Below are 14,678 nucleotides of genomic sequence, written 5' to 3' on the forward strand. Positions count from 1 at the left end.
CGATCTTCAGATCGGAAGCCGAAGCGTTTTTTACTTCGACGGGCATAGGAGTATGTTTATTGGTAGAGAGAGAGAGAGGAATCTTTTTTTTTGACCTCCGATAACGGATTAAGGATCGATCCAAACTGAGCGAATCGCATTGAAGCAATCTCCTTTCTTGATGAAATCAAAATTAGCGAATGCCAGATCGTCTCCGCTTAAATTAGTTTTTCTTGCCCAGTAAAACGCTAAGCGTCTTTGCTTAGCAGCGGCGTGTTGATTGCGATCGTATCGGGATATTTCAGACCGCTGCCCGCGTTGAGCAAACAGCCGTTTTCAAGCAGTTTCCAAGCCGCCGCAAGCGTAGCCGCGCCTTCGGGACAGACAAACAGCCCTTCGGTTTTGGCGAGCAGGCTTTGCGCCTCTAGCAACTCGTCGTTGGCGCGGAAAAACCGGTTAGCGCCCTTACGCGCATAAATCTCGGCTCGCCGTTTGCGATCGCAGACGATTTATAGCGGCGGCGATTATATCGTCGTCGTCCGCGCTAGGCGCTAAAAAGGTCTGCTTCGCGCCGTCAAGGAACGTGAAGGCTATAGTATGCCGATAGTTTTGGACGACCGACACGCCGCGTTTGGCGGCAAGCGTTTTGATTGCCATTAGATCGATAAAGCGTCGCGTTGGCGCGTCCGCCGCGCCGAAGCGATCGGCAATCTCGCCGCCAAGCTCGTAAACCGCCTCGATCGTATCCGCTTGCGCGAAGCGGCGGTATAGATCGAGTCTTAAACGTTCCTGCTCGACTAGCTCTTTGCTGATATAGGCTTTGATCGTCAGCCGAATTTCCGCGTTTTTTTTACTCTCTTTTTTAACGCCGTTTAGATCGCTAAGCGCCTCTTCTAGCATTTTGAGATATAGCCCGTAGCCTATTTGTTTGATATGCCCGCTCTGATCCGCGCCCAAGATATTGCCTCCGCCGCGAATCTCTAGATCGTGAAACGCCAGCGCCGATCCGCTTCCAAGATACGAGGCGTTTTCCAGCGCTAAAAGCCGTTTTTTCGCCTCGCTAGTCAAACTTTCCTCGTCCTCGATCAAAAAATAGCAGTAACCTTGCCTGCGGGAGCGCCCGACTCTGCCGCGAAGCTGATGCAGATCGGCTACGCCGAATCGATCCGCGCCGTCGATAATAATCGTGTTGGCGTTTGGCAGATGAATGCCAGATTCGACAATCGTCGTGCAAAGTAGCGCGTCGTATTCGCCTTTTTCAAAGCGCAGCAACTCGTTTTCCGTTACCTCTTCGGCGACTTTTGAGTGCAGAACTAAGATTTTCAAGTTTGGCAAAATCTCTAATAACGCGCGTTTTTTGCCCTCTATGCCGGCAATGCGGTTGAATATGTAAAAAACCTGCCCGCCGCGCTTAATTTCACGCAAGATCGCCTCTTTGACGACCTTTTCGTCGTAATTTTTCACTATGGTGCGCACGTCTTCGCGATCAAGCGGCGGCGTAAGAATGGAACTCATCTGTTTGATTTGGCTAAGCGCCATATTAAGGCTTCTTGGAATCGGCGTGGCGGACATAGAGAGCAGATGTATATGCGCGGATTTATCTTTTAGCGCCTCCTTTTGCTTGACGCCGAATTTATGTTCCTCGTCGATCACCATCAGCGCGAGGCGGTTAAATTCCGCCGATAGTAGCGCGTGCGTGCCTACCACGACGCCGATCGCGCCGCTTTTTAGCCCCGCTAAAATCTCCTTTTTCTCTTTTGCGTCAACAAAGCGATCGAGTCTATAAACCTCGATTCCTTGCGGCGCGAAACGGCTTTTCAAACTCTCGTGATGCTGATGGCTAAGCAACGTGGTCGGGACTATCATAGCCGCCTGAAAACCGGCTTGATACGTCGCTAAGATCGCGTTCATCGCCGCTTCGGTTTTGCCAAAACCCACGTCGCCGCTAAGCAGCCTATCCATCGGTCTGCCGCTTTTCAAGTCCGAAAAAATCTCCTCGATCGATCGCGCCTGATCCGCCGTATAATCAAAACCGGCGTCGTTTTGAAAACGCTCGATAGCTCCTTCGTCGATCTCGATAATTGGCGCGTCGATCACCTCTCGCGTAGCCGCGCGTCTAATAATTTCGTTCGCAATCTCGTAGAGCTTAGCTCTTGCGCCCTCTTTAATGCGCGCAAAACCGCCTTTGCCAAGCCGATCGAGAATCGGCGCCGCGCCGCTTTGCGCCACAAAACGATCGATTAGATACAGGTTTTCGACGGGCAGTAAGAGTTTATCGTCGCCGGCATAGGCGATCGCCGCAAAATCGCGCGCGCCGCCCAAGAGATTAACCTGCTCAAGCCCAAGAAAGCGCCCTACGCCGTAGTTTTCATGAACGACTAGATCGCCGACGCTAAGCGAGTCCAAAAACAGCGTAGGATTTTTTCGCCGTTTCTTTTGCCAAGAGGGTTTATTTAAGCTGACGATCAGCTCGTTCGCGCCGATTAGCGAAAGCGCGGAATCGGTGAAAAACAGCGTCGCCTCTTTCGCGTCGATTCCGAGCGCTTTTAACTGCGTTTCGTATCGCAACGCCACGATCGATCGCTTGTTTTTATGAAACGCTATTAACGTTTTAGGATCGTCGGCGCGCAACGCTTTATAGTTTCCGATCTCCGGCGCTTTTTTCAACTTCTCGATACGTTCGCGCGGCGGCAGATTATCCGGATTTATATAAATCTCGTCTAGCTCGTCGTCGATATTCTCCGCGACGCAAAAATCGGCGATTTCGGCAAAATCGACGCATAAGCCTAGCGCGGGCAGTTTCCACAACCCGACGCCGATTATATCCTTGATAAAAGCGTCGGATTCGTCGTTTTTTATCAGTTCGTTTAGTTTGCGGCTCGTATCGCCTTCGATCGCGAAAAGCGCGGGGCGGATAACGACGCTCTCAAGTTCGTTTTTCTCGCTTTTTTGCGTAACTATATCGATGCGGCGGATACTCTCGATTTGCGTTCTGTCCAGTAAAATTCTAATCGCGTTTTCATACGACGCGCAGAAAATATCGATCGCCTCGCCGCGAAAGCTCGCCTCGCCTTTCTGCTCGACCGTATCGACAATATCGTAGCCCCAATCGATCAGCTTTTGCCGCAATTTAGCTATATCTATCTCGTCGCCGAAGTTAAGCGTCGCGCTTCCAAATAGCGTTGGAGCGGGCAACGGTTTGACGATCGCGGCGATCGGCGCGATTAAAAACTTATCGTTATTTTTAGACGCGTAGAATCCGCCCAGAGCCTCGCTGAAGGCTATCAGTTCGCCTTGATAGCTACGCAGATCGTCGCCGAAATTGGCGCGCAGATCGGGCAAGACAAAAACCTCCCGCCCAAGCAGCTTGAGCGCGTCGGCGCACCAGTAGGCGCTTTTGTCGTCGTTGACGATCGCGCCGCCGAAGTTCGGGCGGGTTTTTAGGAAACTAAATAAAGAGGCGGCGGTATGCGCCGCGCGCGGAAGCGGTTTATGCAAGCCGCGCTACTCTTTTAATTTTTGAAGTTCGCCTTTGCCCTTGCCAACGGCGCCGCCGGCGACGCGAATTTTGCTGTAACCCTCAAATACCGCTTGCGCCTCTATGATCAGATTGGAGGATACAAGATCGCCGTTCATTTTACCGCCGGCTAGTATCTCCACGTTGGCGCAATCGGCGTTGCCTTCCAATTCGCCGCTAACGACCAATTTTTCGGCGTAAATCTCGCCTTTGACGCTACCCGAAGAACCGACGGTTACAATATTAGACGAGCGAATTGTCCCATCTACTTGTCCGTCGACGTGAAGTTTGCATTCGACTTCGACGGTGCCTGTAATCTTGGTTCCTTTTGCGACGATAGTTGTTCCAGAAGTGTCCACTGCCACGCTATTCCCTTTGCCACCGAATCCCATTGAACTTTTTTCTCCTTACTGAAGATGGCTTCGTAACTTTTTAGATCCCACTCCATAAACGCCGTAGGATCCAACGGTTTATTTAGGTAACGAACCTCATAGTGCAAATGGGGTCCGTTAGAATACCCAGTGTTGCCTGAATAAGCGATAAGTTGACCTTTTTTTACAAAAGCGCCCTGTTGCACCAAAACGCGGTCAAGATGCCCGTATAGCGTTTTGAAGCCAAAGGCGTGCGCGAGCGTTATTAGATTGCCGTAGCCTACGGTTTGGTTCTGTCTAGTTAGCTCCGTTACGCCGTCGGCGGCGGCGTAAACCGGCGTTCCCATGCGCGCGCGCAGATCGATTCCCGTATGAAACTCGCGCTGAGTGCGCCTAAGCGGGTGATAGCGCCAGCCGAAATCGCTTGTCGTGCCGCGGTATTCGATCGGAATGCCGCTCGGAACGCTTCTTAGCATAAGCATTCTTTCCGCTAAGCTAACGCGCGCTAGATCGAGTTTGTCGGACATCTCCAAACTCGCGGAGGGTTTGTCGCCTAAGTCGTTAGTTAATCCGGCGATCTGCTCTATATCGGCGATCTTTTCGCTAAGCTCCGAGAGAGTGGCGTTGTTCTCCTCTATCGCTTCCTTAAAATTCGCGCTTGTCATCAAAAGCGCTTTGTGCTGCTCTTTAAGGCGATTGAAGTTTTCCATTTCGCCAAGCAGAAAATAGATGCTGATCGCGCCCGTTATGACGACGATAAGCAGGAGCGCTAGCGCGTAGATCGCGAAACTTTTGGCAAACTCGCCTACGGTGAAGCTTTTCGAGCCCTCGAGAGTGGTGATGGTGATCGTGGTTTTATCGCGCATTCCACGCTTTCAAAAACGCCTCTACCACGCTAAAACCGCCAAACGCTAAATACTCCTCGTTTTTGTCGATCGCGCCGTCAAACTCGCCCCACGCGATTTTTTCGCTTTCAAGTGCCTTTACGATCGCCTCGCGCTCGGCGGCGCGAGCGTGATCTAGCCCTATCAATAAACACCGCTTCGTCATAGGTTTCAAAATACGCAAAATCGCCTTGTAGTCTTTATCGGAAAAGCTATTATAGATAAGCGTTACTTGCTTGTCGCGATACTCCTCCAAAATCGCGCGCGCCGCCGCCGCGTTATGCCCGACGTCTATATGGATATTGGGCGCGATCTTGGTCAATCTGCCGCGCAACGGATTGATTCTAAACGGCGCTACGCTTGGATTTAGCTTGAGATAGGCGGCGGCGGCAAACGCGAGCTGGCGGTTGAGCGCCATAAAGCGCGGGCTGTCTTTGGTCTCGAAATGATCGACGCTAGGCGCTAAATCTAGCGCTCTTAGTAGCTTCCGATTTTTTTGCGCCGCGATACGCTCCGCGATCTCATAGACTACGTTATGTTTCTGCTTGGCTAAGATCGCCGTAGATCGCATAGCCTTTAGTTTGGTTTCGGCGATCGCCTCGATCGTATCGCCTAATATATGTTGGTGATCGTAATCAATCGGCGCGACCAGCAATAGTTCGCATGGGAAAACGCTTGTCGCGTCGTATTCGCCGCCAAGCCCCGCCTCCATAATCGCTAGATCGCAACCGCTAAATAGCTCTATCGCTAAAATCGTCGCGTATTCAAAATAGCTAAGGCGCTCGGCGCGCTTAAAGCCGATTTTGGCAAACAGCCTTTTATGCGCTTCGTTTAGCGCCGCGTCGCTCGCGTCCCCCCCGTTGATCCAAAATCGCTCGTTGACGCTCAAAAGGTGCGGCGAGGAGTAGTGCGCGACCTTAAGCGGTTTTTGGCGGCAAAATTCGGCTAGGATTCTGCCGGTGGAGCCTTTGCCGTTTGTGCCGATAATCTGAACGATCGGCGGCGGCGAAAAGAGACGAGCGCATTCGCTCCAAAAACGCGGCATTCGCTCTACGTCGATATTAGAATACGCCTCGCCCTTGCTTAGCAAAAACTCTTTCAAACCGATCACAACGACGCCTTATAGTTGTTGCCGCCGCTTAATTTTGCCAGCCTTAGCGAAGCGTCCGCCGCGCTTAAACAGTCGGCTGCGTTTTTGCTTTTGGATCTTAACGCCGCGCCGACGCTAAGCGTTACCGCAAAAGAACGGCTTTCATACATAAACCGCTTGGACGCCATTTTAGATAGGAGGGCGCTAAAAGCCGTTTCAAGCTCCGTCTTTAGCGGCGCGGAGATTAGCGCCAAAAAAGCGTGTCCGACGTAATGCCCGTAAGAGGCGTTTTGCGGCAAAGCGCGCGATAAGAAATCGGCTACGATTCCCAGCACCGTTTCGGAGCTGCCGATACCAAGATCGCTTAATAGGTTATCGAAGCCGTCGATTTCTAAAAACGCCGCCGCGTAATCGACGCCGCTTTTGGCAAACAACGATTCGGATTCGTCTAGCCGCGCGTTGACGGCGCGGCGGTTGGGCGCTTTAGTAGCCGCGTCGCTTAGCGCCTCCTCTTGAGATTTTGCGAGCCGTTCCTCTAAAATCGCGATTTTGTTTTGTAGGGCGTTCATCGTTTTTGAACGCTCTTTAAGCGACTGTCCAAACGCCGTAAGCGCGGCTCTAAGCGAGCCCTGCGATTCGCCCAATTCGCCGCTTTGGGCGATCGCCTGTTCTAACTCGCCGCTTTGGACGCTGTGCGCGTTTAGATTATCCTGAAACTCTTTTAGCATCGCTTCAAGCTCTTTTGTTCGCTCGCCGGCTACGCGCTCGGCGTTAGCGTAAAACAGCAGATCTTCGACGCGGCTTAAAAAAGCGGGCGAGGTTAAGAGCGACGGGTCTTTTCGTAACCGCGCGATTGCGTCTTTAATCTCCTCGTTAGCCGAGCCGATCGTCGCTTTTCTCAACGCGAGCGCGAACAATCCCGCCGCTCTAGCCAGATTCGGCGTCGCTCCGTCGTCCACGGACTCAAAGCGCTTTTCAATTTTGCTCCAGCGTTTCTTCTCGTCTTGCAAAATCAGCGGGCGGGATATATCGCGCTCTAGCGAGAAATTGGCTTCCGCGCTTAAATTAGCGATATTTAAGCCGCTTATAACGCTTAGCAGGCTATGAATGATCGACGAGGCTAAACTAAACGCGTCCGCTCCGCCGGCAACGATTGCGCGGTTGAGCCGCGAAGTTAAAAATATGACAAGCTCCTCTTTTGTGCGCACGCGATAGGCTTCGGCGTCCGCTTGAAGCGGCGGCGCGAGATTGGCTATCGATCGCTTGACAAAGTTGCAGTCGGGCAGATCAAGCCCCGCCTTCTTAGCTTCCGCGCAAAAAACGCGGCTGTAGTTATCGGGCGTGATCGGCTCTTTGGTCTCCCTAAAGACGGCGAGCGTATTTTTAATTGTCTCCGATAACGACATTAGCGCCCAAGCAACATTATATTGGCGATCAGCATATCCAGCGCTCTAAGCGCCGCTTCTCTAGCCGCCGCGTTTTTTGCCGCGTCGCTTACGACGGAACTTGGTTCTACGGCGAAATCGCGTTCGCCTTGGACGGTAAAACGGCGGTTTTTTAGCTTGTCTCCATTAACGACCGCGTTCATAGAAACGCTCGCTCTATACAGGATAACAAACCCGTCGGCGTCTTTTTGCAGCGACGCAACGCTGTAAGTTCCGTCGGTAATCTCTATGATCGTATCCGCTTCCTCTCTGGAAACCAGCCGTTTACCAAAGCGCGAGACGATCGCCTCGTTAAGAGCGTCGATAAAAATAGGCGCGCTTTGCGGATCGTCGCGATTGATCTGAATATCGGCGAAAATTGTGTCGCCTAGCGTTTCGCGCGCATAATGCGACGCGGTTTTATAGCCGCAGCCAACGGAGAAGATCGCGCATAAGATCAGCGACGCGACTCTCATTTGACTACGAAGTTTACCAGTTTATTCGGCACGACGATCGCTTTAACTATCTCGCCGTTTAAGCGATCGCCGACTCTTTTTTTCGCCGCGTCGATAATTTCGGCGTTATCGGCGCTAGCCGATACCTCGAACTCGCCGCGCAGTTTGCCGTTTATTTGCGCGGCGTAGGTTACGCGCTCAAGCTCGAAAACCTCTCTAAGAATAACGATCGGCGTAAAAACCTCGCGCTGAAACAGCCGTTGCGAAAGCTCCGCGCAGATATGCGGCGCGATCGGCTCTAGCAGGGTAGTCAGCACAAAGTAGCCCTCGCTCCAAACCTCTTTGTTATCCTGATCTTGCAACGCGTTAAGCGCCTCCATGCACGCGGCGATCAAGGTGTTGAAGGCGTAGGTTTTGCTAAAAACCTCCTCGCTTTTTTGCGCCGCCTCATAGACCTTGCGCCGCGCCGTTTTTTCGGCGCCCGTCAGCGCGAAATGATCGATTGTCGGCAAATTATGGATCGTAACCTTTTGGGCGTTGTTCCATAGGCGGTTAAGGAAACGAAAGCAGCCTTCCAGCGCGTTATCGTTCCACTCCAGCTCTTTAGCGGGCGGCGCGGCAAAGAGAATAAACATTCTTACCGCGTCCGCGCCAAAGCGCTTAATCATATCGTCGGGATCGACCGTATTGCCTTTAGATTTGCTCATCTTGGCGCCGTCTTTTAGCACCATGCCTTGCGTCAAGAGCGCGCCAAACGGCTCGTCGATCGCGATATGCCCCGCGTCGCGCAACGCCTTTGTAAAAAACCGCGCGTATAAGAGGTGCAAAATGGCGTGTTCTATGCCGCCTATATACAGATCGACGGGCATATAGCGATCGGCGCTCGCTTCGTCGAACGCGACGCTCTCCCACAACGCGGGCGGCGTAGCGTAGCGCAGAAAATACCAGCTCGACTGAACAAAGGTGTCCATCGTGTCCGTTTCGCGCCTAGCTTTCGCACCGCATTTGGGGCAGATCGCGTTTTTGAAGGTCGGGTGGTTGTCCAGCGGATTGCCTTCGCCGTCGATAACGACGTCGTCGGGCAGAGTAACGGGCAGATTGACTTTCTCTTCGGGGACAATCCCGCAACGATCGCATACGATCAGCGGAATCGGCGCGCCCCAGTAGCGCTGACGCGAAACGCCCCAGTCTTTAAGTTTATAATTGACGACGCTTTTTCCGACGTTAAGCGCCTCAAAGCGCGCGGCGATCGCCTTTCTGGCTTCAAAACTCGTCAAATTGGTAAAATCGCCGCCGTTTATCAATACGCCGTCTTCGGTAAAAGCCGTATCGAGCGGCGCTTCGCCGCTTAGCGGCGCGACGACGCGGACAATCGGCAGATCGTATATTTTCGCGAACTCGTAGTCGCGCGAGTCGTGCGCGGGGACGCTCATCACCGCGCCGCCGCCGTATTCGCTTAAAACGAAATTGGCGCACCAGAGCGGCGTTTTTTCGCCCGTGAGCGGGTGGATCGCGTTCAGACCTAAAAAAACGCCCTCTTTTTTGCCGCCGCCGCGATCCTTTGGCGGAGTGCGCTGAAGCCTAGCCACAAGCTCTAGCGCTTGACTTTCGAGCGATTTGCGCTCCTGTAGTTTGCGAACGATCGGGTGTTCTGGGGCGAGCGCGCAGTAGGTAACGCCGTAGATCGTATCGGCGCGGGTGGTAAAAACAGAAAACTCTTCGATCGCGCCGCCTAACTTGTCGATCGAGGGCTGATCGAGTTTGAAGCTAAACTCCAGCCCCTCGCTTTTGCCGATCCAGTTCTCTTGCATCGTTAGCACTTGATTAGGCCATTTGCCTTCAAGTTTTTTTAAGTCGTCTAGCAGCTCTGACGCGTATTTGGTAATCTTAAAATAATACTGCCCCGTCTCCTTCAAAACGACGGGCGTGTCGCAACGCCAGCATTTGCCGTCGATCACCTGCTCGTTGGCAAGCACGGTATGATCGCGAGGACACCAGTTAAGCAACCCCGTTTTGCGTTCGATTAGCCCCATATTCCACAGATCGATAAATAGCGCCTGCTCGTGCTTGGTATAAAGCGGATCGCTGGTGGCAAACTCGCGTTTCCACGCGAAACTTAGCCCTAGCCGTTTCATCTCGCCGCGCATCTGATCAATATTATCGTAAGTCCATTTTTTGGGGTGAATGCCGCGCTTGATCGCCGCGTTTTCGGCGGGCATGCCGAAGCTATCCCACCCCATCGGGTGCAATACGTCAAAACCGCTAGATCGATAACGACGCGCGAAAGCGTCGCTGATGGCGTAGTTGCGCACATGCCCCATGTGTATCCGCCCGCTCGGATAGGGAAACATGCTGAGAATATATTTTTTCGGTTTATCGCCGCCTATCGGCTCGAAAGCGTCTTGTTCCTCCCAGCGCTTTTGCCATTTGGCTTCGATCTCGCTTGGCGAATAGGGTTGCATTAGAGGTCTTCTTTAACTCTCGACGATTCGATCAGCAACAGCACGACCGTTACGACGTTGGCGATCGCCGCGCCGATCGTCAGCGCGATCGCGACCGATAAATCTTGACTGATCATCAGCGTAAAAAACGCGGGGATTAGGTGCAAATCCGCCACTAAGGACGACGCCATAAGCTCCGCCGCGAGCAAATTTCGCACGCCCACTTTCAAAAGCGTGGAAATTAGATTTACGCCCGTCGCTATATACAGATACATCGGATCGTTGTAGTAGAGAAAACTTGCCGCCGTGGTAAGACCCATCAGCGTGAAAAATACATATACGACTTTACCCCAATCCATTTTAGACGGCTCCTTTTTCATACATAGCGCGCATTCTGGCTTTCTCGGCTCGTATTTGCGCGCGTCTAGCCTCTCTAGCTTTCCACGCGCCGACGCTTACGCCCAGCGGATTAAGCAGGCTTGCCGCGACAAATATCGAGCTAAGCGTGCCGATTGTAATGCCCGCGATCAGAACGAGCGAAAGCGGCTTAAGCGCCTCGCCGCCAAAAGCGTAGGTGGCAAATACCACGAACAGCGTCGTTAGCGAGGTTAGCGTTGTGCGCGAGATTGTGCGGCTGAGCGCTTGATCGACTATTTCGCTTAGTTTGCTCGCCCCCGTTTTGCCCATAATCTCTCTTATGCGATCGAACACGACGATCGTATCGTTTAACGAATAGCCCAGCACCGTTAATAGCGCGGCTAAAATATCGAGATTGATCGGAACCTCGAACAGCAATATAAAGCCGACGGTAAGCGTTATATCGTGAATCGCGCAGAGCGTAGCCGCGATCGCGAAGCGCCACTCGAAGCGCAACGCGACATAGATAAGAATGCCAATTAGCGAAACCGTTACCGCCAATATACCGGCGGTTCTTAACTGCTCGCCCGCTTTCGCGCCTACCATATCCGCTTTACGAATCTCAAACTCGCCCGTGTCTTTCAGGGTTTCGCGCATAAGATCGCCTACGTCAAGACCTATAGAGTCGCTAGCGGCGCGAGCCTTGATAACGATCTCTTCGGGGCTTCCGAACTCCTGAACCTGCGCGCCGTCGAATATACCGCCTTTTAACGCCGATTCAATCGCCTCTTTCGGCGCCGCGCTTTGATAGCGAACCTGAATTACCGTGCCGCCGGCAAAGTCGATGCCGTAATTAGGCGTTTTTAGAAATATCAGCGCGATCGCGCCGATCACAAGCGCGAAGACAAAAACCAGCGTCGGCTTTTGCCATTTGGAAAAAGGATATACGCGCGTAAAACTAAACATTTGCTTCGCGCCCTCCTTTAGGAATAGAAAAATAAAACTTCGCGTTTTTTGAATTGATATTGCCTGAGAGCGCGTCAAATATCCCTCTCGTGCCGACAATCGCCGTGAGCATAGAGCATAAAATGCCGACGCTAAGCGTTACCGCGAAGCCCTTGATCGGTCCCGTGCCGTAAGCGTATAACGAGACAGCGGCGATCAGCGTCGTGATATTCGCGTCAAGAATCGCGCTAAAGGCGTTGGCGTAGCCCTGTTCGATTGCCTTTAGAACGCTTTTGCCCTCAAACAAAAGCTCTTTTACGCGCTCGTTGATAATCACGTTCGCATCGACCGCCATGCCGATCGTAAGCACAATGCCCACCATGCCGGGCAGGGTCAATGTGGCGCCAAAAAACGCCATAATCGCCACGATCATAAATAGATTGACGCATAGCGCAATCACGCTGATTAGTCCCGCGACGCGGTAGTAAAAGATCATAAACAGCGCCACGATCAAAAAGCCGCTAATTAGCGCGATTGCGCTGGCTTTAATACTCTCTTCGCCAAGCGATGGTCCGACGCTACGCTTTTCTTGCATATCGACGCTTGCGCTAAGCGATCCGCTTCTAAGCGCGATGGCTAGATCGCTTGCGGTTTCCGTAGTAAAACTGCCGCTGATCTGTCCGCTCCCGCCGCCGATTCTTTCGCGTATAACCGGCGCGCTATAAACCTTGTCGTCGAGGACGATCGCCAGCCGTTTGCCGACGTTTTTGCCGCTAAAATCGCCAAAGACGCGCGCGCCTTCGCCGTCCAGCGTGAAATGAATCACCGCCTGATTCGTTTGCTGATCAAACCCGACTCTAGCGTCGGATAGACGCTCGCCGTCTAAGATTGGAATACGCTTGAGCAGGTAGCGGACGTTCGGTTCATAAACGTCCGTCAAGATCGTCGAGCCGAGCGCGTTTGCCTCCGCTTCGCTCATCGCCGAAACGCGGGCTATGTTTTGCTCGTCCACCGCCATCATCTGTAGATGCGCCGCTTGAGCGATCAGGTTTCTAGCTCTCTGTTCGTCCTCCGCCGTTTTGATACCCGGCAACTCCACAAGTATCTGATCGACGCCCTGTTTTGCCACGGTAGGCTCGCTAAGCCCGAATTGATCGAGGCGGTTTCGGATGGTCTCCACCGCCTGCGAAACGGAGGAGGAGCGCACAAGCTTGGCTTCCGCGTCGCTTAACGTAAGGAGGTAACGCGAGGCGCTCTCGCTTGAAACTATCCCGTTTAGCTTTTTTATATAGTCGTCTATTTTGCCTTTCGCCTTGTCGTCTAACAGCTCAAAATAGACGCTTGTTTCGTCGAAGCGCAAGCCGTCGATTAAAATATCGTTCTGCTCGGCGAAAGCGTCGATACCGCTAGCCACGCTTTTAACGCGATTGGCGATCGCCTCGTCGGTATGCACGCCAAGCAGCATATAAAGCCCGCCTTGCAGGTCCAGCCCCAGATTGATCTTCGCGCCCTTGTCGAGATTGAGGAATGTCGGCAGGCTGAAAATTAAGCCGAATAACAGCGCGACGGCGAATATTACGAGGCGCGAATTAACTTTTAACGACATCGGCTTCTATTTTTTTTGACACCGAAGCGCGATCGAGACGAACCGTTGTGTTTTTGCTAATTTCAACTTGGATAAACTCCTCGTTTTCGTCCGCTCTGACCACTTCGGCGTGAATGCCGCCGACGGTAACGATGCGATCGCCTCTTTGAAGCGAATTGACCATCTCTTTATGCTTCTTAGCTTGGCGTTGTTGCGGATAGATCAGAAGAACGTAGAAAATGGCGAACATGGCTAACAGCGGCAACAACATACTTAATATGCCCGGCGCGGCGGTCGCGGTTGAAGCGTCCATGAAAATCCTTTACAAACTGCGTGGTTTTAGAAAGCGCAATCCTAACACAAGCGCGCTAATAAGCGCTTTGCTAGGCGCTTTATGTCTGAGCGTTTTCATTTACATTGAGGCTATCGATCTTAACGCTAGGCTTATAAACTCGGCTTTTGCCGTTTTTGGGCTGGCGATATGGCTGCTTGCGGATAAGAAAACCGCCTTCTTGCTTGGATTTTTCACGGCGCTTTTGTGGTTTTGGTGGATTGGGCTTAGCTTTTTATATACCGAATACCCGTTTTTAGCGCCGATCGCGGCGATTGCAATCGCGCTTATTTACGCCGTTATCTTTCTTATATACGCGTGGCTGCCGATCTACGCGCGCGCGGCGGCGATCGCGTTTGGGTTTTGGCTTATCGAGCCGTTTGGTTTCGCGTGGTTCAAACCGGAATTGATTTTGGGAAGCGGTTATTTTTCCGTTCATCGCGCGGCGTATCCGCTTCTTGTTTTGGCGATCTATTGTCTGGTAATACGCGCCAAAAAAAGACGCGCCCTGTATTTAACGATCGCCCCGATCGGGTTTGCCGCGGCTTTGTTTTTGCCAACGCCAACGGCGCCTAAACCGCCAAATCTGTCGATTATACTCGCCAACACTAATATCGATCAATCGATAAAGTGGCAAAAAAGCGATCTGCCTAGGCAAATTACCGAGGTTTTCGAGCTGATCGACGACGCGATCGCGCGGGAAGCGGATATGATTGTTCTGCCCGAAGCGGCGTTTGCCGCCTTCTTAAACCGCGAGGAGGAGATGTTGGACGCGTTGCTAACGAGAAGTTTTTCGATCGCGATCGTAACGGGCGGGCTGAGCCTGAAAAACCATACCCCCTATAACGGCGCGTATATTTTCAAAGACGGGCGATACGCGATCGCCGATAAGGTTTTTCTCGTGCCGTTTGGCGAGGCGAGCCCGTTGCCGTCTTGGGCGGGCAGGTTTATAAATAGGCTGTTTTTCGACGACGCGATCGATTACGCGCAGGCGAGCGAGCCGACGGACTTTACGATAGGCGGCTATCGCTTTCGCGCCGCGATCTGTTACGAGGCGGCGATCGAGGCTATGTATCGCGACGCTCCGCCCTATATGATCGCCGTCTCCAACAACGGCTGGTTTGTCCCCTCCGTAGAGCCGACGCTACAAAAACTGCTGATGCGTCTCTACGCTAGACGCTACGGAAAAATCATCTGGCACAGCTCCAACCAAAGCCCCTCCGAAGTCGTCGAATAGCTATAAACGCGCGCAAAGCGGCTATGATAGGCGAAATAAGCGGCGTAAAATGAGCGGGCGTT

The 14,678-nt window shown here is 52.6% G+C and carries 13 protein-coding genes; 1 reads left to right on the forward strand and 12 read right to left on the reverse strand.

Translation table 11 applies throughout. From position 1 onward, the window contains the following. Positions 1 to 227 precede the first annotated feature (227 nt). From LBF86_05415 to yajC, 12 genes are read right to left on the reverse strand one after another with little or no spacing between them, the layout of a single operon-like run. Positions 228 to 410 (reverse strand): hypothetical protein, encoded by a 183-nt coding sequence (locus tag LBF86_05415; GenBank protein MDR0664943.1) that lies wholly within the window; start codon positions 408 to 410, stop codon positions 228 to 230. Positions 411 to 444: 34 nt separating this feature from the next. Next, positions 445 to 3,477: a DEAD/DEAH box helicase gene (locus tag LBF86_05420; GenBank protein ID MDR0664944.1), complete on the reverse strand. Its 3,033-nt coding sequence runs from the start codon at positions 3,475 to 3,477 to the stop codon at positions 445 to 447. Between the two features lie 6 nt (positions 3,478 to 3,483). After that, complete coding sequence (locus LBF86_05425) at positions 3,484 to 3,861, reverse strand: polymer-forming cytoskeletal protein (protein ID MDR0664945.1); 378 nt, start codon at positions 3,859 to 3,861, stop codon at positions 3,484 to 3,486. Then, positions 3,762 to 4,733, reverse strand: a complete 972-nt coding sequence (locus LBF86_05430) for a M23 family metallopeptidase (protein MDR0664946.1) — start codon at positions 4,731 to 4,733, stop codon at positions 3,762 to 3,764. Before LBF86_05430 ends, LBF86_05425 begins: the two co-directional genes overlap by 100 nt. Continuing rightward, the gene (locus tag LBF86_05435) at positions 4,723 to 5,862 is read right to left on the reverse strand and encodes a bifunctional folylpolyglutamate synthase/dihydrofolate synthase (protein ID MDR0664947.1); all 1,140 of its coding nucleotides are present in this window, start codon (positions 5,860 to 5,862) and stop codon (positions 4,723 to 4,725) included. Before LBF86_05435 ends, LBF86_05430 begins: the two co-directional genes overlap by 11 nt. After that, positions 5,859 to 7,247 (reverse strand): diguanylate cyclase, encoded by a 1,389-nt coding sequence (locus LBF86_05440; GenBank protein MDR0664948.1) that lies wholly within the window; start codon positions 7,245 to 7,247, stop codon positions 5,859 to 5,861. Before LBF86_05440 ends, LBF86_05435 begins: the two co-directional genes overlap by 4 nt. Continuing rightward, positions 7,247 to 7,741, reverse strand: a complete 495-nt coding sequence (lptE, locus tag LBF86_05445) for an LPS assembly lipoprotein LptE (GenBank protein MDR0664949.1) — start codon at positions 7,739 to 7,741, stop codon at positions 7,247 to 7,249. The genes LBF86_05440 and lptE overlap by 1 nt, the downstream gene beginning before the upstream one ends. Further along, entirely contained in the window at positions 7,738 to 10,182 is a 2,445-nt protein-coding gene (gene leuS / locus LBF86_05450) for a leucine--tRNA ligase (GenBank protein ID MDR0664950.1), read from the reverse strand. The genes lptE and leuS overlap by 4 nt, the downstream gene beginning before the upstream one ends. Then, positions 10,182 to 10,520 carry a DUF6394 family protein gene (locus tag LBF86_05455; protein ID MDR0664951.1) on the reverse strand — a complete coding sequence of 113 codons (339 nt, stop codon included), beginning with the start codon at positions 10,518 to 10,520 and terminating at the stop codon, positions 10,182 to 10,184. Before LBF86_05455 ends, leuS begins: the two co-directional genes overlap by 1 nt. A gap of 1 nt (position 10,521) precedes the next feature. After that, positions 10,522 to 11,484, reverse strand: a complete 963-nt coding sequence (gene secF / locus LBF86_05460) for a protein translocase subunit SecF (protein MDR0664952.1) — start codon at positions 11,482 to 11,484, stop codon at positions 10,522 to 10,524. Beyond that, entirely contained in the window at positions 11,477 to 13,069 is a 1,593-nt protein-coding gene (gene secD / locus LBF86_05465; protein ID MDR0664953.1) for a protein translocase subunit SecD, read from the reverse strand. Before secD ends, secF begins: the two co-directional genes overlap by 8 nt. After that, on the reverse strand, positions 13,053 to 13,361 hold the full coding sequence (yajC, locus tag LBF86_05470) for a preprotein translocase subunit YajC (GenBank protein MDR0664954.1): 309 nt from the start codon (positions 13,359 to 13,361) through the stop codon (positions 13,053 to 13,055). Before yajC ends, secD begins: the two co-directional genes overlap by 17 nt. On the opposite strand from yajC, the gene lnt reads away from it, so the two are divergent. Beyond that, positions 13,360 to 14,616, forward strand: coding sequence for an apolipoprotein N-acyltransferase (gene lnt, locus LBF86_05475; protein MDR0664955.1), 1,257 nt, complete (start codon positions 13,360 to 13,362; stop codon positions 14,614 to 14,616). The two genes, yajC and lnt, sit on opposite strands and share 2 nt — an antisense overlap. The last annotated feature ends 62 nt before the right edge of the window (positions 14,617 to 14,678 follow it).

The sequence above is a fragment of the Helicobacteraceae bacterium genome, assembly GCA_031258155.1.
GTDB lineage: Bacteria > Campylobacterota > Campylobacteria > Campylobacterales > SZUA-545 > JAIRNH01.

Bases quoted from the DNA above. Each gene is read 5' to 3' on its own strand.
- secD (MDR0664953.1), bottom strand. From the start codon at position 13,069: ATGTCGTTAAAAGTTAATTCGCGCCTCGTAATATTCGCCGTCGCGCTG.
- lnt (MDR0664955.1), top strand. From the start codon at position 13,360: ATGAAAATCCTTTACAAACTGCGTGGTTTTAGAAAGCGCAATCCTAAC.
- lptE (MDR0664949.1), bottom strand. From the start codon at position 7,741: ATGAGAGTCGCGTCGCTGATCTTATGCGCGATCTTCTCCGTTGGCTGC.
- leuS (MDR0664950.1), bottom strand. From the start codon at position 10,182: ATGCAACCCTATTCGCCAAGCGAGATCGAAGCCAAATGGCAAAAGCGC.
- secF (MDR0664952.1), bottom strand. From the start codon at position 11,484: ATGTTTAGTTTTACGCGCGTATATCCTTTTTCCAAATGGCAAAAGCCG.
- LBF86_05455 (MDR0664951.1), bottom strand. From the start codon at position 10,520: ATGGATTGGGGTAAAGTCGTATATGTATTTTTCACGCTGATGGGTCTT.
- LBF86_05430 (MDR0664946.1), bottom strand. From the start codon at position 4,733: ATGCGCGATAAAACCACGATCACCATCACCACTCTCGAGGGCTCGAAA.
- yajC (MDR0664954.1), bottom strand. From the start codon at position 13,361: ATGGACGCTTCAACCGCGACCGCCGCGCCGGGCATATTAAGTATGTTG.
- LBF86_05440 (MDR0664948.1), bottom strand. From the start codon at position 7,247: ATGTCGTTATCGGAGACAATTAAAAATACGCTCGCCGTCTTTAGGGAG.